This is a genomic window from Kitasatospora sp. NPDC059577, assembly GCF_042735475.1.
GTDB lineage: Bacteria > Actinomycetota > Actinomycetes > Streptomycetales > Streptomycetaceae > Kitasatospora.
Genome location: NZ_JBHWBZ010000011.1, coordinates 57,904 through 80,258 on the forward strand (window position 1 = coordinate 57,904; position 22,355 = coordinate 80,258).

Genomic DNA, 22,355 nt, shown 5'->3' on the forward strand with positions numbered 1-22,355 from the left:
CCGGGTCGCGCGTGGTCGCCGGGTGACTTGAGGCATTGTAAGGTGAGCCTCACCTTAATCGATCATACGGAATCGATCTCGGGAGTGTCGATGGTTCCCGGAACACCCCTGCCCGTCGCGCCCCGCGGCGCCCTGCCGCTGACGGCGTCCTCCGGGCTCGTCGGCGACTACCGGCGGCTGCTCGAACTGTGCCCGGTGCTGGAACTGCGTGTACTCGGCGCCACCGAGCCCGACCCCCGAGCCGCCGACGGCTGGTACTCCGGCGCCCGACTCGCCACCGACGAAGCGGCGCTGGCCGCCGTCCTGGCCGGCGAGGAGGCCCGCATCGCCGCCGAGCACGGCCGCGCCCCACGTCCGCACGTCACCGCCTCCCGGCTGCTGCACCACTACGTCTGGTCGGCCTGCCTGATCGTCGCCGGCCCCTGGCACCTCGCCCGGCGGGTCCCCGTCGTCGCCCCCGCGGACCTCTGGCTGCACGCCCCCACCGGCGCCCTCGCGCTGCGCCCGCGCGGCCACGTCAGCCTCCCCGGCGACGACGAACTCCGCGCCGAACTGCGGGCCGCCGTGGTCGCGCACGTCGGACCGGTGCTCGCCGCGTTCGCCGGACCCACCCGACGCCACGACCGGGCGCTCTGGGGCATGGTGACGGACGACCTCGCCTCCGCCGTCTGGTACCTCGGCCGGATGCTCGGAGAGGAGGACGCCGCCGCCGCAGCCGCCGACGCCGTCCTGCCCGGCGGCACCCGACCGCTCCCGGGCGCCGCCGACTTCCGCCGCCTGCGCACCCCCGACGGGCGCGCCCACCACACCCGCACCCGGCTCGGCTGCTGCATGTACTACGCGGTCGAGCCCGCGGCCGTCGCCTGCCTGACCTGTCCGCGGACCTCCGACGAGGAGCGGCTGCGGCGGCTCTGACCGCCCGGTCGTGGACGTCGGTGCCGGCCACCGTGACGGAGTCGGCGGACTCCTGACGGGTCGTCCACCGCCGCCCGGTGCGGCCCGGTTCGTTGTCAGTGGCGTCGGCTATGGTCACCGGCATGATCGATTCCACCATGCGGGTCCGGATCGCCCGTCCCTCGCGCGACCTCGCGGCGGCCGAGCGCTTCTACGTCGGCGGTCTCGGCCTCGACGTGCTGTGGCGCACCACCGAGCGGGTCTCCGGCGAGCACGACCTGCTGATGGTCGGCCCGCCCGGCGGCGCCTGGCACTTCGAGCTCACCCACGACCCGGAGCGGCCGCTGGAGCCGACCCCGACGGTCGACGACCTGTTCGTCGTCTACCTCGGCGCGCCGGTCGACGAGGCCCTGGTCGCCCGGCTGGAGGCGGCCGGTGGCACCCGGGTCAAGGCCCACAACCCGTACTGGGACGAGTTCGGCGTGACGATCGCCGACCCGGACGGCTACCGGCTGGTGCTCTGCGCCCGCAGTTGGGGGGAGTGACCGGCCGGGCTGCTCCCGCTTCAGCTCTTGCCACCCGACGCCGGGCCGCTCCCGCTCCTGCCACCCGGCGCCGGGCTGCTCCCGCTCCCGCCGCCCAGGGCAGGGCCGCTTGCGCTCCCGTCGGACGGCGCGGGGCCGGGTGTGCGGTCCCCGGAGCGGGGCAGCACCGCCACGCCCCGGTCCAGGTCCACGCCGACGTGCGGCGGCGATCCCGCGTGCGCGTCGTCCCGCAGCGCCAGCTGCTCCTTCTTCTGCTCCACCTGGATCCGCTTGCCCGGGCTGAACAGCGCGTGCAACTCGTCCAGCCCGCCGGCGCCCAGCCCCACCCCGGGCCCGCGCTGCCGCGGACGCGGTGACGCCTCGTCCCGGATCTGCCACGCCGCCAGCACGGCCAGCCCCAGGATCGCCGCCACCGCTGCCACCGCACCCATGATCAGCCCCATGCCCGCTCAACGCGGCACGGGAGCGCGGGTGTTCCCGTGCGGAGGGGACGGACCGGGCGGTGAGTCCGCCGGATACGCTGCCACCCGAACGGAAGGAGCACCCTCATCATGACCGTACGCGGAAGCCTCGTGGCCATCCGGACGGCGGACGGAACCGCCGACGCCTACCTCGCCCACCCCGACGACGGCCGGGCCCACCCCGGCGTCATCCTCTACATGGACGCCTTCGGGCTCCGGCCGCACCTCAAGCGCATGGCCGACCGCCTCGCCACGGCCGGGTACACGGTGCTCGTGCCCAACGCCTACTACCGGAACGGCCGTGCGCCGGTCGTCGAACTGCCGGAGTTCATCGACCCGGAGAAGGACGACACGATCTTCGACCGGCTCGTCCCGCTGCTCGCCACCCTCACCCCCGAGACGACCGAACGCGACGCCGACGCCTACCTGCGCTGGCTCGCCGGGTCCCCGCTGGTCCAGGACGGCCCGGTCGGCCTCACCGGCTACTGCCGCGGCGCCCTCCTCGCCCTGCGCACCGCCGCCAGTCATCCGGACCGGATCGCGCTGGCGGCCGGCTTCCACGGCGGAAACCTCGCCACCGAACGCCCGGACAGCCCGCACCTCGGGGCCGGCCGGATCACCGCGGAGCTGTACTTCGGCCACGCCGACGGGGACGAGTCGATGCCGCCGGAGCAGATCGAGCGGCTCGCGGCGGCCCTCACCGCCGCCGGCGTCCGCCACCGGGCCGAGGTCTACACCGGTGCCCTGCACGGCTACACCCAGGCCGACACCGCCCGCTACGACGCGGCCGCCGACGAGCGGCACTGGGAGGCCCTGCTCGGCCTGCTGAAGCGCGTCCTGCCGGCCTGAGCGGGGCCGGGTGCGGTTCGGCCGCGTGCTCCGGCGCGTCCGGTGGTGCCCGTTCCGGCGGCACGGTCCGCGCCCGATCTGTTGGCTTCCCGTTCATGTGCGGGACGGGCGGAATTCGGGCACCGGAGCGAACCGGCCGACAACGTCGGATGCCTGACGCCGAGTCCGGCCGCGTGACACGGGGCACGGGGGACGAGAGGGCCGGACACCGGCATCGGGGAACGAAGCGGAGCGACGGATCCAGGGGGGCCGTACGTGCACACCATGCAGGACAGGCGGGGGACGCGGACCGGGCCGGGCCTGCGCGGCGTCCAGGACGCCATCGCGCAGGCAATCGCCGAATCGACGCCCGGCGGAGTACGGACGGGCGAACTCGACCGCGACGGGCGGGCGTTGCGCTGGGTGGAGGCCGGGCGGGGCGGCGGAGCGCCGGTGGTCCTGATCGCGGGTTGCGGCACGTCGTCGCTCACCTGGGCGCCCGTACTGCCCGAACTCGCCCGGCACGGAAGGGTGGTGGCCTACGACCGGGCCGGGACCGGCGCCAGTGAGCCCAACCGTGGTGCGGGCCGGGTCGTGGCCCCGACACTGGACGGCCAACTCGACGACCTCGCCGCCCTGGTGCGGCACCTGGGCGCCGGCCCGGCCGTCCTGGTCGGCCACAGCTGGGGCGGCCAGCTGGCCCAGCTCCTCGCCTGGCAGGCGCCGGAGCTGGTGGCCGGCCTGGTCCTGGTGGACCCTGCGCACGAGGAGTTCCAGCCGTCGGCCATCCGCGTCGCCGAAGGCGCGTTGAACCGGCTGTGGCTGCTCCGCGCGGCGCTGACCACGCCTCCGGCAGGGCCGGCGGATCCGCTCGCCCGGGCCGAGGCGGCCGTGGTCGCGCACCACCACCAGCGGTGGACCCTCCTTGCCGAGAGCCGGCTGACGACCGTCGCCACCCCCGAGCTCAGGCGGCGCCGCTCCGACTCGCGGCTGCCCGAGGTGCCGGTGGCGGTCCTGAGCGCCACCGCGGGGCTGCCCGGGGTGATGCGGTCCCGCTGGACCGCCCTGCAGTCGCGGATTGCCTCCGGAGCCACCCGGGGGACGCACATCCTGGTGCGCGGCGCCGGTCACGCCGTCCACGCGGACCGGCCCAGGGCCGTCATCGCGGCTGCCCTGGAGGTGTCCGATCACGCCCGGTACGCCGGGAAGGCCTGACGGGAATCCGACAGCCGTGGTCAATTGGTGCCCGGATACGGGCTGCTGAGGACACGACACGCTCTGGCACACTGTGTGCCGTCGACCTGTCGGGGAGGGTCGCGACACACGGGGGTCAGGGGTATGGGCGGGGCGGGCACCGTGCTCGGCGGACGGTACAGGCTGATCGAGAAGATCGGCGGCGGCGCGATGGGCTCGGTCTGGCGGGCCGAGGACACGGTGCTGGCGCGACAGGTGGCGGTCAAGATCCTGCGCTCGGAACTGTTCGAGGACGGCACCGCCGCCCAGCGCTTCCGCCGGGAGGCCCAACTGGTCGCCGCGATCGACCACCCCGGCGTCGTGCACGTCCACGACTACGGCGAGGGCGGCGCGGACGGCGACGAGCGCTGCGCCTACATCGTGATGGAGCTGATCGACGGCCGTCCGCTGGACCGGGTGCTGGCCGACACCGGCCCGATGGGCGTCGAGCGCACCCTCGACCTGGTGGCCGGCGCCCTGGACGCGCTGCACGCCGCGCACCGGCGGGACATCGTGCACCGGGACGTCAAGCCGTCCAACCTGATGGTGCGCACCGACGGCCGGGTGACGGTCACCGACTTCGGCATCGCCCGGGCTCTCGCCAGCACCAAGCTCACCGCCCCGTTCGCGATCATCGGCACCGCGCTCTACATGTCGCCGGAGCAGGCCGAAGGAGCCGCCCTCGGGCCGGCCACCGACCTCTACTCGATCGGCGTGGTCTGCTACGAACTGCTGGTCGGCGAGCCGCCGTTCACCGGTGACGGTCCGCTGCAGATCGCGCTCAAGCACGTCAACCAGCCGGTGCCGGAGCTGCCGGAGACCTTCCCGGTGGCCGTCCGGGCCCTGGTCGCCCGGGCCCTGGCGAAGAAGCCCGAGGAGCGGTTCGCGGACGCCGCCGCGCGGGGGGGGGCGGGCCCGGGGGGGCAGCAGGCCCCCGGGGGGGGGCGGGCCGCCGGGGGGGGGGGGGGCGGCCCCTACCACGGGGTGGGCGCGGTCACAAACGGCTCGGCGCGGGCGTCCCTGGGGGGGTGTGAGCCCGGGGGGGGGGTTGCGCGGCGCCGCGCGCGTGGGGGGCGGCGGCCCGGGCGGCGATCAGGCACGCGGGGGGCGTCGGGCGCGCGGGTGGCGTGGCGGGCGGCCCGGGCGGGGGCACGTCCGGACCCGCAGGCAGCGGGACGATCGCCCTCCGGCCCGGCGCGGTGCCCGTGACCGGAGGGAAGGCCGGGGGAGCGCCCGCGGCGGAAGCCGGGGCGGGTGCGGCCACGCCGGACGCGGCCGCGGGAACGGCAGCCGGGGGAACGCCGGCCAAGGGACCGGCCGTCAAGGGGCCCGCCGTCAAGGGGGTCACTGCCGAGGGGGCCGGCGCCGAGGGCGGACAGGCCGGGGCCGTTCCTGGCGCAGGCGCAGGCGCAGGCTCCGGCGACGAGGATCCGCCGAAGGGCGCCGCCGCGCGGGACGAGGTCGCGAAGCTGCTGCCGCAGGCGCCGACCGAGGCCGGTCGGCGCCGGCCCCGGCGCACCCTGCTGGTGCCGGTGATCATCCCCGTGATCATCTCGGCGGGTACCGCCACCGCCCTGCTGATCGACCGCAGCCCCGGTGGCTCGGACGCGGCAGCGCCACCGGCCGCCCAGCCGACCGTCGTGGTGACCGTCCCCGCGAACCCCGCCAGTGGTTCCCCGGCGGCCGCTGCCACCACCGCGCCCGTCACCCCGCCGCCGTCCGACACCCCGGCGGCCACCCCGAGCCCCGACCAGTCGGCCCCCGGCGCCCAGAACCAGCAGCCGCCGCCCGTCGCGGTCCCGGCCCAGGGTGGTGCCGGTGGCACCTCGGGCGGCGCCAGGGCCGGTGGCACGGGTGCGACCTCCGGCGGTGGTGCGTCCGGCGGAAGCGCCGTGGGCGGCCAGGCGAACCAGTCCGCAGGCGGTGCCGGCGGCAATCCGCCCGCACCGCCCGTCAACCAGAACCCGCAGCCGCCCGCCCAGACCTCGGGCGGCGCCACCACCGCGGCCCCGCAGGGCCCGAGCCGTCCGTCGTCCTGCGGCGGCACCAGCTGGAGCACCGTCGTCAGCGTGAAGGAGGACCGCCCGATCGGGATGCGCAACGACAGCCTGACCGGCGGCAACCCGATCGTGCTCGGCGGCGCCACGCAGTACGGCTGGGTCCGCGCGACCAACCCCGGTGCGTGGATCCTCTTCAACGCGTGCAACAACGGCGGCCCGCAGCTGGTCCAAACCCCGGACGGGAAAGTCGAGTTGAGCAGCGGGTTCAGCTATCTGACGAACTGGACCGTCCGCAGCGGCTCCACCGCGGGCTCGTACACGCTGGCCGACTACATGAACTCGGTCTGCATGACCTCCAACGGCCCGGGCAACGCGGTCACCATGGTCGCCTGCACCCCCGGCAACACGGCCCAGGAGTGGCGCTTCCAGTGACGGCGGGCGCGGCAGTCGCTCCGCTCCCTGAAGCAGTGCCGCGACGGTCCCTGAAGCGACGGCCGCGGCGGTCCGCGGGAGGCAGGTAGCACGGGCCCGGTGGGCGGAGCAAGGCCCCGGGGTGGCGGAACCCCGCCACCCCGGCGTCAAGGGACTGTGTGGAAACTTCTACACAGATGTAAAAGTCGAGCGCCGACCGGTCGACGCCGCCCGCCGAACCCCCGTTCGGCGCGCGGGCGGCCGTCGGCGCAGGCGGCCGGATGTGGTTCGTAGCGGAACCGTTCGCGGAATGCGGTGAATTGCCCCGGTTCTCAGGTCGCTTGACGACTCTTTACCCGGTGGCGGGACCTGGCCAACTCCTGAAGTAGACCTGTCATTTCATCTGTTGGATTGTCATGCTTCTGTTCATCCCCAGCGGCAGCCCCCACCCCCACCCCTCGGTGGCGAGCCGCATGACTGCACGGGATTCCAGCACGTCAGCGCCCGTCCCGCCCCACAGGTGCCGACCCGGCCCCCGGGACGAGGTGCGACCGCGCCCCTGCGCGGTTTCCCGGAAGGACTCGTACGTGAAGCGAAAGCTCGCGGCCGTCGCCGTACTCTCGGCCACCGCCCTGCTGACCGGTGTGATCCAGGTGAGCACCGCCGCCCAGGCCGCCCCCACCCCCTCGCTGCAGGCCCAGGCCGCCCAGCAGCACGCGACCGCGCTCGCCGTGGCGAGCGGCCAGGCCGGTCCGCTCGCCAAGGCGCTCGGCCTCGGCGACAAGGAGCAACTGGTCGCCAAGGACGCCGTCGTGGACAAGGACGGCACCCGCCACCTGCGCTTCGAGCGCACCTACGCCGGCCTGCCCGTGATCGGCGGCGACCTGGTCGTCCACCAGAAGGCCGACGGCGCCGTGAAGTCGGTCTCCAAGGCGGTCGCCGCACGGATCGACCTGCCGAGCGTGACCCCGAAGCTCCCGGCCGACCAGGCCGCCGCGCAGGCCACCGGCGCGGTCAAGGCCACCGTCGGGGTGACCCTCGACGCCGACCAGTCGCCGCTGTCCGACGTCCACCAGACCGGCAAGGCCCAGCTGGTGGTCTGGGCCACCGACGGCGAGCCCCGACTCGCCTACCGCACCACCGTCGAGGGCGTGCGCGCCGACGGCACCCCGAGCAGCCAGGTCCTGGTGACCGACGCGGCGAGCGGCCAGGTGCTCTCCACCCACGAGAAGGTGCAGACCGCCGCCGGCACCGGCAACGGCGTCTTCGTCGGCCAGGTGCCGCTGACCACCGCGCAGAGCGGTGGGCAGTACTCGCTCAAGGACGACACCCGCGGCGGCCAGTCCACCACCGACATGAGCAACGGCACCTCGGGCAGCGGCTCGCTGTTCGCCAACACCACCAACACCTTCGGTGACGGCACCGCCGCCAACCGCGAATCCGCCGCCGTGGACGCCCAGTTCGGCGCCTCCACCACCTGGGACTTCTACAAGAACACCTTCGGCCGCAACGGCATCCGCAACGACGGCGTCGGTGCCCTCAGCCGGGTGCACTACGGCTCCAACTACGTCAACGCGTTCTGGAGCGACGACTGCTTCTGCATGTCGTACGGCGACGGCAGCGGCGACGCGGCCCCGCTCACCGAGATCGACGTGGCCGGTCACGAGATGACCCACGGCGTGACCGCCGCGACCGCCAACCTCAACTACGCGGGCGAGTCCGGCGGCCTCAACGAGGCCACCTCGGACATCATGGGCACGATGGTCGAGTGGTACGCCAAGCTGCCCTCCAACCCGCCGAACTACTGGATCGGCGAGCTGATCAACCTCAACGGCGACGGCAAGCCGCTGCGTTACATGGACCAGCCGAGCAAGGACGGCCAGTCCGCCGACTACTGGGACGCCAACGTCGGCAACTCGGACGTCCACTTCTCCTCCGGCGTGGCGAACCACTTCTTCTACCTGCTGTCCGAGGGCAGCGGCGCGAAGAGCATCAACGGGTTCGACTACAACAGCCCGACGTACGACAACTCGACGCTCGCCGGCATCGGCCGGGACAAGGCCGCGCAGATCTGGTACAAGGCGCTGACCACGTACTTCACCTCCACCACCGACTACGCGGGCGCCCGTGCGGCCACCCTCAGCGCGGCGGCGGACCTGTACGGGTCGGGCGGCACGGAGTACAACGCGGTCGCCGCCACCTGGACGGCGGTCAACGTCAACTGAGCCGGGGGCCCTGCCGGACCGTGGGTGCCGGCCGGAAGGGCCGTGAGCGGCGGGAGCGACGGTGCGCGGACCACCGTCGTTCCCGCCGCTCCTCCATGTGCGGCGCACCCCGCGCGACGTGCGGAGTATCCGGGGACGTGCGGAGCATCCCGGGACCCGCGGAACCCCCCGCTGTGGCGCGGTGTGCCTCAGGCCCCTCGTGTTCCGTACCGCTCCTGGGCGTCGAGGACCGCATCACCGTGAGCGGCGGCCCAGGCGCCGAGCGCGCGGATCGGCCCGAGCAGGGCCGCGCCCGCCCCGGTGAGGGCGTAGTCGACCCGTGGCGGTGCCTCGGCGTACCGGCGGTGCTCCACCAGGCCGTTGTACTCCAGCCGCCGCAAGGCCTCGTTGAGCACCTTCGGGCTGATCCCGCCGATCCGGTCGAGCAGGTCGCGCGGCCGCATCGGGCCCCGCTCGCCGAGGACGTGGACGACCACGCTGTCCCAACGGTTCGCGATCACCTCGAAGGCCAGCCGGGCACGGCAGTCGGCGGCGAAGACGGCGCCGTCCGGATCGCCGTCCGGGCCCGGCCCCACGGTTGCGCCGGCACCCTCGGCCGCCGGGCCGGAATCCGCTCCACTCCCGCTCTTCCGGTTCATGGTGTCCATGCGTCCATCCTGCCCGATCCGATGCGTACCGGATGGTGTGCATCGGCCCGCCTAGCGTGCCGGGTACGGAAGTTCGCACCGACTGAGGTCGGGCATCGACGGCGAGGAGTGGACATGCGGATCGGCATTCTCGGGACCGGCGCCATGGCGGCGGCCCTCGGCGGGGCCTGGGTACGGTCCGGGCACGAGGTCCTGGTGGGCGGGCGCGACCCGGAGGCGGCGAAGCGGCTCGCCGTCGCGATCGGCGCGTCGGGAGGCGATGGGCTGAGCGGTGCGGCGAGTTTCGGGGAGGCCGTGCTGGTCGCGGTGCCGGCCGGAGCGGCGGTGCCGGTGGTCGCGCCGCTGGCGGGCGACCTGGCCGGGCGGACCCTCCTCGACTGCACCGTACCGATGGCCCCGGGCGCGGCCGGGCCCGTGCTGACCACGGAGGGCACGGCCGACTCCGTCGCCGCCCGGCTCGCCGTGGCGGCGCCGACGGCCCGGGTGGCCAAGGTGTTCGGGATCTGCCACGAGAGCATCTGGACCCTGCCGCGGCCGGCCTTCGAAGGCGGCGCCCCGCTCGGCGTCCCCTACTGCGTGGACGACCCGGCGGCCGGCACGCTCGTCGCCGACCTGGTGGCTTCCATGGCCTGCGTCCCGGTGCACTGCGGCGGCCTCGACCGGGCCGGGCTGCTGGAGGCGACGGCCGTGTTCGCGATCGGCGTCTGGTGGTCCGGCGGCGAGGCGCGGCACGTCTTCCCGTCGCCGGCCCTCGCGCCGGGAGCGGTGGACGACTAGGCCGCGACTGGGCCCGGTTCGGTCCGGCCCCGGACAGGACCTAGCACGCCGGACCGGTCGCCGGACACCCAGAAAACTCGACCATCCGCCGGCAGCCGACAACCCCCTTGACCGGCAGCGCACTTGGTTCCACCGGTGTGCTTCGGGTCCGTAGCGTCCTCGGCATGACGTTACTGACGCAATCTCCGCCGGGCACCGTTCGCCGTCGCGGCCTGGTGGTCTACCTGGTCCTCGCGTACGCCGGGATGTGGGCGGCCATGGCGCCGCTGCTGGCCGACGGCTACCGGCGGGCCGACGCCCGGGAGGAGGTCGGCGGGCTGGAGCAACTGTGCATCGGCGCAGCGATGTTCGCGCCCGCGCTGGCCGCACTCTTCGTGGTCCGCTTCGTCGAGAGCGGTCGCGAGCGCGGTCGCGCGGGTGGGCGCGCGGGTGGGCGCGCGGGTGGGCGCGGTGGGGTGCGGGACGCCCTCGCGTTGCACTGGCCCCGCCCCCGGGCCCGCGCGGTCCGGGCCTGCCTGCTGCCGGTCGCGGTGCTCGGCGGGCTGACGGCGGCGGTGCTGGTACTCGGCACGCTGGCGGGCAGCTACCCGTTCGCCGGGTTCGGCGCGTTGCACGCGGGGGCGGTCGGTTCCTGGGCGGTCCAGGGCGTGATCGGGATGGCGGTCTCGCTGCCGCTCTTCTTCGGCGAGGAACTCGGCTGGCAGGGTTTCCTCTTCCCCCGACTGGTCCGACTGGGCGCCGCTACCCAGGGCGGGGCCGCGGCCGGTACCGAGGGCGGGGGCGAGGGCGGCACGGGCGCCCTGGTCCGGGCGTACCTGCTCACCGGTACGGCCTTCGCGCTCTGGCACCTGCCGCCGTTGCTGATGGGCGGCCAGTACCCGGGGCGCCCCTGGTACGTGGCGGTGCCCGCCTTCGTGGTGAGCTGCGTGCTCGTCCTGCCGGTCTTCACCTGGCTGCGGCTGCGTTCGGGGTCGGTGGTCCCGGCCGTGCTGGCGCACACCTTCGCGAGCAGCATGAGCGTGTCGATGGTCAAGGAGTTCGCCGACCCGACGGCCGAGCTGGACCCGCTCACCATGGGGCTCGGCGGCTGGCCCGGCTGGATCGTCCTCGGCGCGTTCGTGGCCTTCCTCGCGTGCACCGGCCGGCTGCGCCCGTCCCGGTACGGCCGGGGGTAGCCCGCCGGGTGGTGAGCGGTGGGCGGTGGGCGGTGGGCGGTGGGCGGTGGGCGGCCGGGCGGTGGGTGGTAGCCGCCGGGCGGCCGGGCGGTGGGCGGTCGGCGGATCGCGGCCGGCGGTCACCCGCCCGTCGGCGCCAGGTCCTTGCGGACCTCGTCCAGCATCAGGCCGGCCCCGGTGTACCCGATGCCGAGCATCCACAGGTTGTCGTCCACCCGGAAGACCCGCCCGTGGCGGACGGCGTCCAGGTTCTTCCACAGCGCGCCCTCGGTGACCTTGCCCTGGTCGGACTTGGCCGCGTCCCCGTACACCGAGTAGAAGATGACGTCGGCCGCCGCCTGGTCGACCTGCTCCGGGCTGATCTCCATCGAGAAGCCGGGCTTGTCCTGGTTGGCGGGACGGCCGAGTCCGAGGTCCTTGAAGACCGAGCCGACGAAGGTGTCGTCGAGGTACAGCCTGGTCGGCGCGCCCGCCAGGAAGCGGGCCATCGCGACCCGGGTGGCCGCGGCCCTGGCCGGCCCGCCGAGTGCGGTGACCAGGTCGCGCAGCTTCGTCCGGTACGCCGCGTCCGCCGCCGCGGCCTCGGTCTGACGGCCCAGGGCCTCGGCGTGCAGCCGGACGTTCTCCTTCCAGGTCGGCCCGGTGGTCTTGGAGAGCACGGTCGGCGCGATCCTGGACAGCTCGTCGTACCGCTTGTCGTCGCGGACCTGGTTGCTGAGGATGAGGTCCGGACGCAGTGCCGCGATCGACTCCAGGCTGGGCTGGCCGATCGTGCCGACGGTCTTCGTCCCGGCGAGCCGATCGGCGGGGAGGTAGGCGGGGAAGGGCGCGCCCGCGCTGACGGTGGTGGCGCCGACCGGGGCGAGACCGAGGGTGAGCACCGAGTCCAGCGCGTCCGTGTCCAGCACCACGACCCGTTCGGCCCGCGCCGGCACGGTGCTCTCCCCGCGCGCGTGCCGGACCGTCCGGGTGCTGCCGCTGCCGGACGAACCGGCCTTCGGGGCGGGGGAGTCGGGCCCGCAGGCGGCGAGCGCCAGTCCGGGAGCGAGCCCGGCGGCGAGGCCGAGCGCGGCGCGGCGGCTGAGGGTTCTGGACATCGACGGCACCTCCAACGTGCGTGCGGGGCGCGGGAATTCCTGCCCGCACGGCCGCCGGTTCACGCCTGGAGCCACAGGGGTCGGTCGCACCCCCGGAGACGCAGGATCACCGCTGAGCGCCCGGAGCCCGCCGCGGCCCCGTCAGGGCCCGTCCTGGGCCTCGGTTCCGTTCTCCCGTCGCTGGCGCAGCAGTTCGTCGTACTCGGCGTGCACCCGGCGGTCCATCGCCAGGGTGAACTGGGCGTCGGCGACGGTGCGGGCCAGTGGCCGTACCCGCAGGATGCGTTCGGTGAGCCGGGCCGCTTCGCCGGGCGGCAGCGGGGTGTCGGTGGCCAGTGCGCTGAGCAGGTGCTCGGTGACCACCTCGATGAAGATCTCGGCGATGGCGTCCACGTGTTCCCTGGTGCGCCGGCTGGCGTCCAGCACCGCCGAGAGCGGCACGCCCTCCGCCACCAGTTCCGTGGTGGCGTCCATGAGCCGGCGGCTCACGTGGGTGATCCCGTCCTCCTCGATGCTGATGTAGCCCTGTTCGATCGATTCGGCGGTGTTCTCCTCGGTGAGCTGGTCCCCGAACGCGGTCTTCAGTTCCTCCCAGTCCAGGCGTACCGGGGTCTCGTCCGACCAGGGGGCGACGATCGCGGCCTCCAGCCCGATCAGGTCGGCGACGTCCCGCCCGCTCTCGCCGGCGCCGATCAGCTCGGCGATGCCGCCCAGGGTGTGGCCGCGTTCCAGCAGCTCGCCGATCATGCGCAGCCGGGAGAGGTGTTCCTCGCCGTACCAGGCGATCCGGCCCGCCTTGCGGGGTGGCTGGAGCAGTTTGCGCTCGCGGTAGAAACGCAGGGTGCGGGTGGTGATTCCGGCCGCTTCGGCCAGTTCCTCCACCCGGTACTCGCGTTTTCTGTCGCCGGCAGCAGCTCTGACCTTGTCCACGGCGATCAGCATAGGTCCGTCGGCGGGAACGTTCCCGGGGTCGGGTCCGTCGCGCTTCTTCCCTCCGGTGTCAGCAAGGGCTACCCTGCCAATCATGCCAGTGATTACTGGCGCGATTGGCAGGGTCCGGGGGCGGGGTCCCCGGAGAGCGCGACGACCACCGCCCACCCTCAGGAGGAGGCCGCATGGCATCCAGCAGCAAGCGCCCCCGCTCCGGCACGGCCGGCGCGTCCGGCGGGCCCGACACGCCCGGCGCGGCCGACGGCTCCGGCACCTCCGGCGCCGCGGGTGCCCCCGACGCCGACGGCACGCCCGAAGCGGCGGCCGCGACCGGCGCCCGCGTGGCGGCGGAGACCGTGCCGCACGTCCGGGTGGCGGTGATCGGCTCCGGCTTCGGCGGGCTCGGTGCGGCGGTCCGGCTGCGGCGCGCCGGGATCACCGACTTCGTGGTCCTGGAACGCGCGGACTCCGTCGGCGGCACCTGGCGCGACAACAGCTACCCCGGCTGCGCCTGCGACGTACCCTCGCACCTCTACTCCTTCTCCTTCGCCCCCAACCCCGACTGGCCGCGCAGCTTCTCGGGCCAGCCGGACATCCGCGCCTACCTGGAGAAGGTCGCGACGGTCTTCGGCCTCCGCCCCCACCTGCGCTTCAACGCGGAGGTGCTGGAGGCGCGGTGGGAGAGCGAGGCGACCCGCTGGCGGATCACCACCTCGGCCGGTCAGTGGACCGCCGACGCCGTCGTCTCCGCCGCCGGGCCGCTCGCCGACCCGCAGGTCCCCGACCTGCCCGGGCTGAGCGGCTTCCCCGGCAAGGTCTTCCACTCCTCCCGCTGGGACCACGACTTCGACCTGACCGGCAAGCGCGTCGCCATGGTGGGCACCGGCGCCTCCGCCGCCCAGATCATCCCGTCGATCCAGCCCGAGGTCGGCAAGCTGACCGTCTTCCAGCGCACCCCGGCGTGGGTCCTGCCGCGCCGCGACCGCGAGATCACCCAGCTGGAGAAGTGGCTGCACGGCCGCCTGCCGGTCACGGCGAAGGTCCGTCGCGGCACCCTGTTCGCCCTCCGCGAGCTCCAGGTCGACGCCTTCGTCCGCCGCCCCGGGATGCTGCGCCTGGTCCAGCAGCTCGCCGAACGCCACCTCGCGCAGGGCGTCGCCGACCCGGCGCTGCGCGCCAGGCTGACCCCGGACTACCGGATCGGCTGCAAGCGCATCCTGCTCAGCAACACCTACTACCCGGCGCTCTCCGCTGCCAACACCGAGGTCGTCGCCTCCGGCCTGCGCGAACTGCGCGGCTCCACCCTGGTCGCGGCCGACGGCAGCGAGCACGAGGTGGACGCCATCGTCTTCGGCACCGGTTTCCACGTCACCGACATGCCCATCGGTGACCGGGTGTTCGGCGTCAACGGCACCAGTCTGGCCGAGGAGTGGAAGGGCGGCATGGAGGCGCTGCGCGGTTCGACCGTGCGCGGCTTCCCGAACCTCTTCTTCGTCATCGGGCCCAACACCGGCCTCGGCAACAGCTCGATGATCCTCATGATCGAGTCCCAACTGAACTACATGATCGACGCGTTGACCATGCTCCGCTCGATCGGTGCCGCCGCGATGCAGCCGACCGCGCGCGCCCAACGGCAGTGGAACCTCGAACTGCAGCACCGGATGGACCGTACCGTCTGGACCACCGGTGGCTGCCGCAGCTGGTACCTCGACCCGAGTGGCAGGAACACCGTGCTCTGGCCCGGCTCCACCAGCTCGTTCCGCCGCGCCACCCGCAAGGTGGACCTCGGTGAGTACGAGCTGATCATGCGCGCCGCACCGGCCGCCACCCGTACCGTCCAGGAGGTCTCCGCGTGAGCGCCGTCCATCTGCCCGCCGAGTACGAACCCCCAGTACCTGCCGAGGAGTTGAGCGTACGGTCGGCGGACGGCATCCGGCTGCACGTCGAGGTGCACGGCCAACCCGGCGCACCCACCGTGGTGCTGGCGCACGGCTGGACCTGTTCCACCACGTTCTGGGCCCCGGTGATCCGCGAACTCTCCGACCGCTACCGGGTGGTGGCCTACGACCAGCGCGGCCACGGTCACAGCGAGATCCCGCCGAGCCGGGCCCGCTACTCGACCAGGGCGCTCGCCGAGGACTTGTCCGCGGTACTCGCCCGGACCGTTCCGGCGGGGGAGCGGGCCGTGCTGGCCGGACACAGCATGGGCGGGATGACCATCATGGCCGCCGGCGGCCGCCCCGAGGTCGCCGACCGCACCGCAGCCGCGATCCTGATCTCCACCGGTCCGGCCGACCTGGTGGCCGAACTCACCGTGCTGCCCCCGGGCGTCCGCTCCCCGGGTCTGCGCCGCTTCCTGCACCGGCAGCTGCTCCGCTCCCGGCTGCCGCTCGGACCGGTCTCGCCGGTCAGCCGGGTCGCGCTCAAGTACGCCACCATGGGGCCGGGTTCGCCCGCCGGGCAGGTGGAGGCCACGGCCCGGATCGTGCACGCCTGCCCGACCGCCGTACGCGCCAACTGGGCCGCGGTGCTCGACCGGCTGGACGTCCGCGCCGGACTGGCCCGGCTCGCCGCGCCCACCGCGGTCGTGGTCGGCACCGCCGACCGGCTGACCCCGCCGGTGCACGCGCACCGGATGGTCGCCGAACTGGCCGACCCGCAGGGGCTGTTGCTGCTGCCCGGGGTCGGCCACATGTCGCCGCTGGAGCGCCCGGCGGAGGTCGCCGCCGAGATCCACCGGATGGCCGCCACGCACCTGGTCGGCGGCGCCGGCTCCGCTGATCGCCCCGAGTCCGCCGATGAAGCTGCCAATGAACCCGCCGATGAACCCGCCGATGAGAGGACCGCCGTCGCATGACCGCCATCCCGCCGCTGTCCGCGCAGGTCGTCGTCGTCACCGGAGCCGCCCGCGGGGTCGGCGCGTCGCTCGCCCGCAAGCTCGCCCGGCGCGGGGCCAAGGTCGCCCTGCTGGGGCTGGAGCCGGAGGAGCTGAAGGCCGTCGCCGCCAAGTGCGGCCCGGACGCGACCAGTTGGGAGGTGGACGTCACCGACCTCGACGCGCTGGAGGACACCGCCCGACGGGTCAAGGAGCACTACGGGCGGATCGACACCGTCGTCGCCAACGCCGGGATCGCGCTCGGCGGACCGCTGACGGACAGCGACCACCGGGCGTTCAGCCGGGTCATCGAGGTGAACCTGCTCGGCAGCGTCGCCACCGCGCGGGCCTTCCTGCCGGCCCTCACCGAGAGCCGTGGGTACCTGCTGCAGATCGCCTCGCTCGCGGCGCTGACACCGGCACCGCTGATGAGCGCGTACTGCGCCAGCAAGTCCGGGGTGGAGGCCTTCGCCCACTCGATCCGCGCCGAGGTCGCCTACCGGGGTGTGAAGGTCGGCGTCGGATACCTGAGTTGGACCGACACCGACATGGTGCGCGGGGCCGACGAGGACGCCGTGCTGAAGCAGATGCGGTCGCGGCTGCCGTGGCCGGCGAACAAGACGTACCCGCTGGAGCCCGCGGTGGACCGGATCGTGGCGGGCATCGCGCGCCGGTCGGCCCACGTCTACGCCCAGGCCTGGCTTCGGGGCATGCAGCCGGTCCGCTGGCTGCTGCCGAGCCTGATCGCGGTGGTCGGCTCCCGGGACGTGGCCCGGCTCGCCCCGCAGCTCGCTGCCACCGCCGCCGACCGCCTGCGCGCCGTCGGCGCCGGGGGTGCGGCGGACACCGAGGCCCGGGGGAGCCGACGTGGGTCGGACAGCCGAGGCGACGGCTGACGCGGTCGGCTGACTGCGGTCAACCAGCCGCTGACAACTGACAACTGACAACTGGTAGGCGGTAGGCGGCAGGCGACAAGTGACAGGCGACAGATGACAGCTGACGGATTTCGAAAGCTGTCATCTGTCATCTGTCATCTGTTCGCCGCCCGTCGTCGTCCGCTCCCTCCCCCTCTCCCTCGTCCACTCCCTTGCCCTCGCTCTCGCCCGCGATCCGCGCCAGCGTTTCCAGGGCTTGCGCCAGTACCGGCAGCGGCGGCGAGGCCAACCCGACTCGGACGGCGGACGGCGAGCGCCGCGGATCCACGGCGAACGCCGTCGCGGGCGTGACCGCGATCCCGGCGCGCGCCGCCGCCGCGACGAAGGTCTCGGCCCGCCGGCCGCCCGGCAGTTCCCACCACAGGTAGTACGAACACGGGTCGGCCCGCAGCCGCTGCCCCGCCAGCACCTCGCGCGCCAGCCTCTGCCGGTCCGCCGCGTCGGCCCGCTTCGCCGCCTCGACGGCGGCCAGCGTGCCGTCCCCGATCCAGCGCACCGCCGCCTCCAGCGCGAACCCGTTGGGCGTCCAGCCGCCCGACCGCAACGCGCCCGCCACCTGTTCGCGCAGCCCGGCCGGCACGACCGCGAACCCGGTGGTCAGACCGGGTGCGAGCCGCTTGGAGAGACTGTCGACGAGGACGGTGCGCTCCGGTGCGAGCGCGGCCAGCGGGGTCGACCCGGGGCACAGGAAGGACCAGACGGCGTCCTCGACCACCGGCAGGTCGAGTCGCCGCAGTTCCTCCGCGAGGGCAACCGCCCGTTCGTGCGGCAGGCTCACGCCGAGCGGGTTCTGCAACCGGGGCTGCACGTACACGGCGCGCAGTGGCGCCGCCCGGTGGGCGACGGCGACGGCGTCCGGCAGCAGTCCGCGTTCGTCCATCGCCAGTGGCACCAGCCTGATGCCCAGCCGTTCCGCCGTCGCCTTGACCACCGGATAGGTCAGCTCCTCGACCCCCAGCCGTTGCCCCGGCGGGACCAGCGCGGCGAGCGCCCCCGCGATGGCCTGCCGCCCGTTGCCCGCGAAGAGCAGGTCATGGCCGCCGGCCTCCCGGATGCCGGTCGGGAGCAGGTCCGCGAAGGCGTGCCGTGCCGCGTCCGTTCCGGCCGCGCCGACCGGCCGCAGCGCGTCGCCGAGCGCGTCCGCGCGCAGCAGCGGAGCCAACCCGCCCGCCAGCAGCCGGGCCTGCCCGGGGACGACGGGGTAGTTGAGCTCCAGGTCCACCGGTGTGGCGGCCGGTTCGGTGAGCGCGACCTGTCCGCCGTCCGGGTCGTGCGCGGCCCGGACGAAGGTCCCACGTCCGACCTCTCCGACGGTCAGGCCGCGGCGGCCCAGTTCCCGGTAGACCCGTCCCGCCGTCGAGGCGGCGATGCCCCGGCCGCGGGCGAAGGCGCGCTGGGTGGGCAGTTGTCGGCCGGGCCGCAGCCGCCCGGCGGCGATGTCGGCGGCGACCTGGTCGGCGATCTGGCGGTAGTCGTCCATCGGCGTCGATCCCTCCGTCTCCTGCGTGTCCGGGCATGCCGTGCGCGCCCCGCGCCCGGCATCCCGCGTCCGGCGCCCCCGCGCCCTGCACCCCGCGTCCGGCGCCCCGCATCACACGCGACGCACCCCGCCATCATTGCACCGAGCGCAAAGTCGTCATTGCGCCGAGCTGATCGCCCGGCCTAGCCTCCTCGCATGGACACGTTGACAACCGCCGTGGACGGCCACGCCGCGCTCGGGATCGCCGCTGTGGCACTGGGCATGGTGTTGTCGCCGGGGCCGAACATGATCTACCTGGTGTCGCGCTCGATCGCGCAGGGCCGCCGTGCCGGGCTGATCTCGCTGCTCGGGGTCGCGACCGGTTTCCTGGTCTACCTCGTCGCGGTGACGGCGGGGGTGGCCGCGGTGTTCTCGGTGGTGCCGGCCCTCTACACCGCGATCAAGCTGGCCGGCGCCGGCTACCTGCTCTGGCTGGCCTGGAAGGCGGTCAAGCCGGGTGGCACGGCGGTGTTCGCCCCGCAGGAGCTGCCGCCGGACCCTCCGCGCCGCCTGTTCGCGATGGGGTTCCTGACCTGCCTGCTCAATCCGAAGATCGCCATCATGTACATCTCGCTGCTGCCCCAGTTCGTGGTGCCGGAGCGCGGTCACGTGGCCCTGCAGAGCCTGCTGCTGGGGCTGATCCAGATCGTGATCGCGATCACCGTCAACGGACTGATCGCGATGAGCGCGGGCGGCATCGCGTCCTTCCTCAACCGCCGTCCGGCCTGGCTGCGCGTCCAGCGCTACGTGATGGGCACCGTCCTCGCCGGGCTGGCCGTGCACATCGCCGCCGACCGCGCCAAAGCGGTCGCTGTCTGAGGAGCGGAGCGGCCGCTCCCCAAGGGCCAGGGCGGCCGTCGGCTAAGGCCCGTCCTCGACGCACCGTCGTCCGTCCGGAGCCGACGTATGACGGTCGGTCCGCTCCGACGGGCGGTCCCGTGCGGTGGTCGCGGCGGTCACGGTGGTCGCCGCGGTTGCGGTTGAGACGGTCGCGGCGGGCGTCGGGCGGTGGCCGCGGCCGGTGGTGGTCGTCCGCGCGACCGTCCGCAGCACCTCGTACCCGGCCTGCACGAACCGTCCGTCCAGTGTCGGCCCGGTGTTGGCGAGCACCGCGACGGCGGCCGCCGTCTCCGGGGAGAACCCCACGAAGGTCGTGAAGCCCCGAGTCCCGCCGGTGTGGAAGTACAGGTCGCGCCCGCCCGAGCGGCGACGGTTCCACACCAGGCTCAGTTCGTCGGTGGAGTGCGGGAGCCGCAACCGCGCCCGCTGGACGTCGGCCAGGGCCGCTCCCAGCGCGCCGCCGCCCCCGCCTCCACCACTGCCCCGGCAGCTGCTGCCGGGCCGAGGCGCGTCGAGGTGTGCCCGGAGGTAGCGCAGCAGGTCGGCCCCGGTCGACCGGACGGCGCCCGCTCCCGGCAGCCCGGGGATGCTCCACGGCGGGACTGCGCGTCCGTGCCGGTACCCGGTCGCCAGGTTCGCCGGGTCCGGCGCGCAGGTGGTGGCGGGGAGGCCGAGCGGTCGGCAGACGCGCCGGGTGAGCAGTTCGCCGTAGGGCAGTCCGCCCGTCTCGGCGAGCACCCGACCGAGCAGTCCGACGCCGTAGTTGGAGTACCGGTACCGGCTACCGGGCGTGCACCGTACGGTGGTTCGGGCCAGTGCCGCGCGCAACTGTTCGTCGCCGAAGGCGGTGTACGGGTTGCCGGCCCAGTTCCGGACGGCGCCCGCGAGCAGCCCGGGCGGCAGGCGGGGGAGCCCCGAGGTGTGGGTGGCCAGGTGCAGCAGCCGGATCGGATCGGTCGAACGCACCGTCACCGGAAGCCAGTCGGGCGCGAGGCGGTCCTCCACCGGGTCGGCCGGGGCGAGTTCACCGGTCGCGGTCATCTCCGCGAGCAGCAGGGCGGTGAACGTCTTGCTGACCGAACCGAGTTCGAAGACGGTGTCCGGGGTGCACGTGGGCGCGTCCGCGGTGCGGGCGAGTCGGCCGTGGCACCGGACCTCCTCACGGTCGCCGTGCACGACGGCCACCGTGACGGCGGTGGCGTACGGCGCGGCCGCCCGGACTGCCGCCCGGACGGCCGCGTCGAGCTCGTTCACCCGGCCGCGGCGTCGGTGCCGCCGAGCGCGCGGGAGAGTGTGACCGTCGCGGCCACCACCGCCACCACGGCGGTGTGTTCGTGGGCCCGGATCGCCGACTCGGGGTCGTCCTCGATGGGTTCGGCATCCCGGGGGACCAGGCCGTCCGCCCGTTGCACCGCCGCCAGCGCCTCCCAGCCGGAGCTGCCGAGAGCGGGTTCGCCGATGCACGCGTCGACGATCAGCAGTTCGCCGACGAGGTCCCACTGGCCGATCTCGGTCCAGATGTCGAGCCAGACCGGCAGCCAGGCGCGCAGGTAGTCGCGCATCGGTCCGGGCAGGTCCGCCGGGCGGGCGCCCCAGTCGGTGAGGTGGAAGACGGTGTGGGTGACCTGGTAGGCGATCGACCAGGCGATGGTCCAGGGTTCGGGGAGCGCGCCGAGCCAGGTGCGAGCAGCGAGTTCGGCCCAGTCGGGCCGGTGGCTGAGCCCGATGACCCGTCGTGCGTTCGCCACCGCCAGCTGGCGGCTGCCCTGGATCTCGACGGCGTGGACGGCGCGCAGCCGGCTGATCGATTCGAGCAACTCCTCCAGGGCGGCGTGCCGGTAGCCGACCCGGGCGAAGTGGGCGTAGGTCTCCAGCGGGTCGGTGACCGTGACGTGCCGCAGCTGGCGCTCGTACAGCATGTCGCCCTCGCGCAGTTGTTCCCAGGCGCCGTCGAGCATGTCGCGCGCGGCGCGGGCGTCCTGCGGTCCGGCGACGCCGTCGCGCAGGACCAGGGAGGAGGCCATCGCGGCTTCGCAGAGCGGCTTGTAGACGTCGTTCGGTTCGGCGAGGTCGATGATGGTGTTGTCGGAGAGCCGGCCCCAGCCGTCCTGGTAGCAGGTGTGCAGCCAGGACAGCGCGCGGGTGCCGAGTTGTTGGGCGGTGGCGAGCACCTGGGTGTCGGTCATCGCGGTCCACCCTCCGACAGGGCTTCGGCGACGGCGAGTTCGAGCCGGGTGCGGACGGCGCCGATGCCGACCAGACGGATCCGGTCCAGGATCGGCTCGACCTCCAGGTGCGGCGGCCGGTCCGCGGCGTCGGCCCACGCGAGCCAGCGGGCGAGCCGGACGGCGGTGGTGAAGTCGCGTCGGAGCATGGCGCGGGCGGTGCCGCGGGAGAGGTCCAGGAGGTTCGTGCGGGCGGCGTCGTGGACCGGGCCGTCCAGTCCGGGCAGCGCGAGCACGGACAGCTGTGCCATCCGGACCGACCAGGTCTGCCAGCCGAGTTCGGCCGGCCCGGGCGGCGGGGCGGGCGTGGGAGCCGGAGCGGTGTCCGCGTACGGGGTGCGGGCGAGCACCTGCTCGGCCGCCCAGTCCTGCCAGGCGATGGCCTGCGCGGCGTCGGGGGAGGCCGGTGCCGGGGAGGGGAAGGTCCGTCGGGCCTCGGCGAGCAGCGCGGCGGTGGGGCCGTCGGGCTCGGCTCCGGTGAGCAGCTGCGGGGCGAAGAGGTCGGCGCCGAGCACGCGGACCGCGGCCAGCAGCGGGCGGGGCACGGCGGTGTCCGGGGTCGCGAGCGCGGCCGCACCCCCGCCGCCCCGGAGGGCGTCGAGGGTCCGGCCCGCCACCCGCTCGACCGCCGCGGCGTACTCGTCACGGAGAGGGGTCTCGGCGAATGGCATGGTGGTGAGGTCCTCCTTCAGGAGGTAGGGCGCGGGCGCGGGGCCCCGCGGGTGCGGGGCCCTGCGG

21 protein-coding genes are annotated in these 22,355 nt (G+C 74.3%); 13 read left to right on the top strand and 8 right to left on the bottom strand.

What is annotated here, in order from left to right; genetic code table 11:
- Nucleotides 1-90: 90 nt before the first annotated feature.
- Both ACFV0O_RS12440 and ACFV0O_RS12445 read left to right on the top strand, forming a co-directional pair.
- A complete protein-coding gene (locus ACFV0O_RS12440) occupies nt 91-915 on the top strand; it encodes a (2Fe-2S)-binding protein (protein WP_380340037.1) in 825 nt (274 codons plus the stop codon).
- Between the two features lie 122 nt (nt 916-1,037).
- Complete coding sequence (locus tag ACFV0O_RS12445) at nt 1,038-1,439, top strand: VOC family protein (protein ID WP_380340040.1); 402 nt, start codon at nt 1,038-1,040, stop codon at nt 1,437-1,439.
- A gap of 20 nt (nt 1,440-1,459) precedes the next feature.
- On the opposite strand, the gene ACFV0O_RS12450 is transcribed toward ACFV0O_RS12445, so the two are convergent.
- Nucleotides 1,460-1,882, bottom strand: coding sequence for a DUF6191 domain-containing protein (locus ACFV0O_RS12450; RefSeq protein WP_380340043.1), 423 nt, complete (start codon nt 1,880-1,882; stop codon nt 1,460-1,462).
- A gap of 108 nt (nt 1,883-1,990) precedes the next feature.
- Here ACFV0O_RS12450 and ACFV0O_RS12455 point away from each other — a divergent pair, with 108 nt between their 5' ends.
- The 5 genes from ACFV0O_RS12455 (at nt 1,991) to ACFV0O_RS12475 (ending at nt 8,597) form a co-directional block, all read left to right on the top strand.
- Nucleotides 1,991-2,749, top strand: coding sequence for a dienelactone hydrolase family protein (locus ACFV0O_RS12455; protein WP_380340046.1), 759 nt, complete (start codon nt 1,991-1,993; stop codon nt 2,747-2,749).
- A gap of 264 nt (nt 2,750-3,013) precedes the next feature.
- Nucleotides 3,014-3,943 (top strand): alpha/beta fold hydrolase, encoded by a 930-nt coding sequence (locus ACFV0O_RS12460; RefSeq protein ID WP_380340049.1) that lies wholly within the window; start codon nt 3,014-3,016, stop codon nt 3,941-3,943.
- A gap of 123 nt (nt 3,944-4,066) precedes the next feature.
- Nucleotides 4,067-5,170 carry a protein kinase gene (locus ACFV0O_RS12465; protein WP_380340052.1) on the top strand — a complete coding sequence of 368 codons (1,104 nt, stop codon included), beginning with the start codon at nt 4,067-4,069 and terminating at the stop codon, nt 5,168-5,170.
- Nucleotides 5,167-6,393 (top strand): hypothetical protein, encoded by a 1,227-nt coding sequence (locus tag ACFV0O_RS12470; RefSeq protein WP_380340055.1) that lies wholly within the window; start codon nt 5,167-5,169, stop codon nt 6,391-6,393. The genes ACFV0O_RS12465 and ACFV0O_RS12470 overlap by 4 nt, the downstream gene beginning before the upstream one ends.
- 566 nt (nt 6,394-6,959) lie before the next feature.
- Complete coding sequence (locus ACFV0O_RS12475; protein WP_380340058.1) at nt 6,960-8,597, top strand: M4 family metallopeptidase; 1,638 nt, start codon at nt 6,960-6,962, stop codon at nt 8,595-8,597.
- A 188-nt stretch (nt 8,598-8,785) separates the two neighbouring features.
- On the opposite strand, the gene ACFV0O_RS12480 is transcribed toward ACFV0O_RS12475, so the two are convergent.
- On the bottom strand, nt 8,786-9,244 hold the full coding sequence (locus ACFV0O_RS12480; RefSeq protein WP_380340061.1) for a winged helix-turn-helix transcriptional regulator: 459 nt from the start codon (nt 9,242-9,244) through the stop codon (nt 8,786-8,788).
- Nucleotides 9,245-9,358: 114 nt separating this feature from the next.
- Here ACFV0O_RS12480 and ACFV0O_RS12485 point away from each other — a divergent pair, with 114 nt between their 5' ends.
- Together ACFV0O_RS12485 and ACFV0O_RS12490 are read left to right on the top strand one after the other, a co-directional pair.
- Entirely contained in the window at nt 9,359-10,021 is a 663-nt protein-coding gene (locus ACFV0O_RS12485) for an NADPH-dependent F420 reductase (RefSeq protein ID WP_380340064.1), read from the top strand.
- A 164-nt stretch (nt 10,022-10,185) separates the two neighbouring features.
- Nucleotides 10,186-11,196 (top strand): CPBP family intramembrane glutamic endopeptidase, encoded by a 1,011-nt coding sequence (locus tag ACFV0O_RS12490; protein WP_380340067.1) that lies wholly within the window; start codon nt 10,186-10,188, stop codon nt 11,194-11,196.
- A 119-nt stretch (nt 11,197-11,315) separates the two neighbouring features.
- Here ACFV0O_RS12490 and ACFV0O_RS12495 read toward each other — a convergent pair whose 3' ends face one another.
- Nucleotides 11,316-12,293 (bottom strand): ABC transporter substrate-binding protein, encoded by a 978-nt coding sequence (locus ACFV0O_RS12495; protein ID WP_380340070.1) that lies wholly within the window; start codon nt 12,291-12,293, stop codon nt 11,316-11,318.
- A 141-nt stretch (nt 12,294-12,434) separates the two neighbouring features.
- The gene (locus ACFV0O_RS12500) at nt 12,435-13,235 is read right to left on the bottom strand and encodes a MerR family transcriptional regulator (protein ID WP_380340073.1); all 801 of its coding nucleotides are present in this window, start codon (nt 13,233-13,235) and stop codon (nt 12,435-12,437) included.
- 173 nt (nt 13,236-13,408) lie between these two features.
- Here ACFV0O_RS12500 and ACFV0O_RS12505 point away from each other — a divergent pair, with 173 nt between their 5' ends.
- The 3 genes from ACFV0O_RS12505 to ACFV0O_RS12515 are packed head-to-tail and all read left to right on the top strand — an operon-like array spanning nt 13,409 to nt 16,994.
- Nucleotides 13,409-15,079 carry a flavin-containing monooxygenase gene (locus tag ACFV0O_RS12505; RefSeq protein ID WP_380340076.1) on the top strand — a complete coding sequence of 557 codons (1,671 nt, stop codon included), beginning with the start codon at nt 13,409-13,411 and terminating at the stop codon, nt 15,077-15,079.
- Complete coding sequence (locus tag ACFV0O_RS12510) at nt 15,076-16,080, top strand: alpha/beta fold hydrolase (protein ID WP_380340079.1); 1,005 nt, start codon at nt 15,076-15,078, stop codon at nt 16,078-16,080. The genes ACFV0O_RS12505 and ACFV0O_RS12510 overlap by 4 nt, the downstream gene beginning before the upstream one ends.
- Nucleotides 16,077-16,994, top strand: a complete 918-nt coding sequence (locus ACFV0O_RS12515) for an SDR family oxidoreductase (protein ID WP_380340082.1) — start codon at nt 16,077-16,079, stop codon at nt 16,992-16,994. The genes ACFV0O_RS12510 and ACFV0O_RS12515 overlap by 4 nt, the downstream gene beginning before the upstream one ends.
- 127 nt (nt 16,995-17,121) lie before the next feature.
- Here ACFV0O_RS12515 and ACFV0O_RS12520 read toward each other — a convergent pair whose 3' ends face one another.
- Entirely contained in the window at nt 17,122-18,513 is a 1,392-nt protein-coding gene (locus ACFV0O_RS12520) for a PLP-dependent aminotransferase family protein (protein ID WP_380340085.1), read from the bottom strand.
- Nucleotides 18,514-18,708: 195 nt separating this feature from the next.
- Between ACFV0O_RS12520 and ACFV0O_RS12525 the strand changes: the two genes are divergently transcribed.
- Nucleotides 18,709-19,371, top strand: a complete 663-nt coding sequence (locus tag ACFV0O_RS12525) for a LysE family translocator (protein WP_380340088.1) — start codon at nt 18,709-18,711, stop codon at nt 19,369-19,371.
- A gap of 42 nt (nt 19,372-19,413) precedes the next feature.
- Here ACFV0O_RS12525 and ACFV0O_RS12530 read toward each other — a convergent pair whose 3' ends face one another.
- From ACFV0O_RS12530 to ACFV0O_RS12540, 3 genes are read right to left on the bottom strand one after another with little or no spacing between them, the layout of a single operon-like run.
- Nucleotides 19,414-20,646 carry a serine hydrolase domain-containing protein gene (locus tag ACFV0O_RS12530; RefSeq protein ID WP_380340091.1) on the bottom strand — a complete coding sequence of 411 codons (1,233 nt, stop codon included), beginning with the start codon at nt 20,644-20,646 and terminating at the stop codon, nt 19,414-19,416.
- Nucleotides 20,643-21,578, bottom strand: coding sequence for a DUF6895 family protein (locus ACFV0O_RS12535; RefSeq protein WP_380340094.1), 936 nt, complete (start codon nt 21,576-21,578; stop codon nt 20,643-20,645). Before ACFV0O_RS12535 ends, ACFV0O_RS12530 begins: the two co-directional genes overlap by 4 nt.
- On the bottom strand, nt 21,575-22,288 hold the full coding sequence (locus ACFV0O_RS12540; RefSeq protein ID WP_380340097.1) for a hypothetical protein: 714 nt from the start codon (nt 22,286-22,288) through the stop codon (nt 21,575-21,577). The genes ACFV0O_RS12535 and ACFV0O_RS12540 overlap by 4 nt, the downstream gene beginning before the upstream one ends.
- Nucleotides 22,289-22,355: the final 67 nt, after the last annotated feature.

Bases quoted from the DNA above. Each gene is read 5' to 3' on its own strand.
- ACFV0O_RS12440 (WP_380340037.1), top strand. From the start codon at position 91: ATGGTTCCCGGAACACCCCTGCCCGTCGCGCCCCGCGGCGCCCTGCCG.
- ACFV0O_RS12445 (WP_380340040.1), top strand. From the start codon at position 1,038: ATGATCGATTCCACCATGCGGGTCCGGATCGCCCGTCCCTCGCGCGAC.
- ACFV0O_RS12450 (WP_380340043.1), bottom strand. From the start codon at position 1,882: ATGGGGCTGATCATGGGTGCGGTGGCAGCGGTGGCGGCGATCCTGGGG.
- ACFV0O_RS12455 (WP_380340046.1), top strand. From the start codon at position 1,991: ATGACCGTACGCGGAAGCCTCGTGGCCATCCGGACGGCGGACGGAACC.
- ACFV0O_RS12460 (WP_380340049.1), top strand. From the start codon at position 3,014: ATGCAGGACAGGCGGGGGACGCGGACCGGGCCGGGCCTGCGCGGCGTC.
- ACFV0O_RS12465 (WP_380340052.1), top strand. From the start codon at position 4,067: ATGGGCGGGGCGGGCACCGTGCTCGGCGGACGGTACAGGCTGATCGAG.
- ACFV0O_RS12480 (WP_380340061.1), bottom strand. From the start codon at position 9,244: ATGGACACCATGAACCGGAAGAGCGGGAGTGGAGCGGATTCCGGCCCG.
- ACFV0O_RS12485 (WP_380340064.1), top strand. From the start codon at position 9,359: ATGCGGATCGGCATTCTCGGGACCGGCGCCATGGCGGCGGCCCTCGGC.
- ACFV0O_RS12490 (WP_380340067.1), top strand. From the start codon at position 10,186: ATGACGTTACTGACGCAATCTCCGCCGGGCACCGTTCGCCGTCGCGGC.
- ACFV0O_RS12495 (WP_380340070.1), bottom strand. From the start codon at position 12,293: ATGTCCAGAACCCTCAGCCGCCGCGCCGCGCTCGGCCTCGCCGCCGGG.
- ACFV0O_RS12500 (WP_380340073.1), bottom strand. From the start codon at position 13,235: ATGCTGATCGCCGTGGACAAGGTCAGAGCTGCTGCCGGCGACAGAAAA.
- ACFV0O_RS12505 (WP_380340076.1), top strand. From the start codon at position 13,409: ATGGCATCCAGCAGCAAGCGCCCCCGCTCCGGCACGGCCGGCGCGTCC.
- ACFV0O_RS12515 (WP_380340082.1), top strand. From the start codon at position 16,077: ATGACCGCCATCCCGCCGCTGTCCGCGCAGGTCGTCGTCGTCACCGGA.
- ACFV0O_RS12520 (WP_380340085.1), bottom strand. From the start codon at position 18,513: ATGGACGACTACCGCCAGATCGCCGACCAGGTCGCCGCCGACATCGCC.
- ACFV0O_RS12525 (WP_380340088.1), top strand. From the start codon at position 18,709: ATGGACACGTTGACAACCGCCGTGGACGGCCACGCCGCGCTCGGGATC.
- ACFV0O_RS12535 (WP_380340094.1), bottom strand. From the start codon at position 21,578: ATGACCGACACCCAGGTGCTCGCCACCGCCCAACAACTCGGCACCCGC.
- ACFV0O_RS12540 (WP_380340097.1), bottom strand. From the start codon at position 22,288: ATGCCATTCGCCGAGACCCCTCTCCGTGACGAGTACGCCGCGGCGGTC.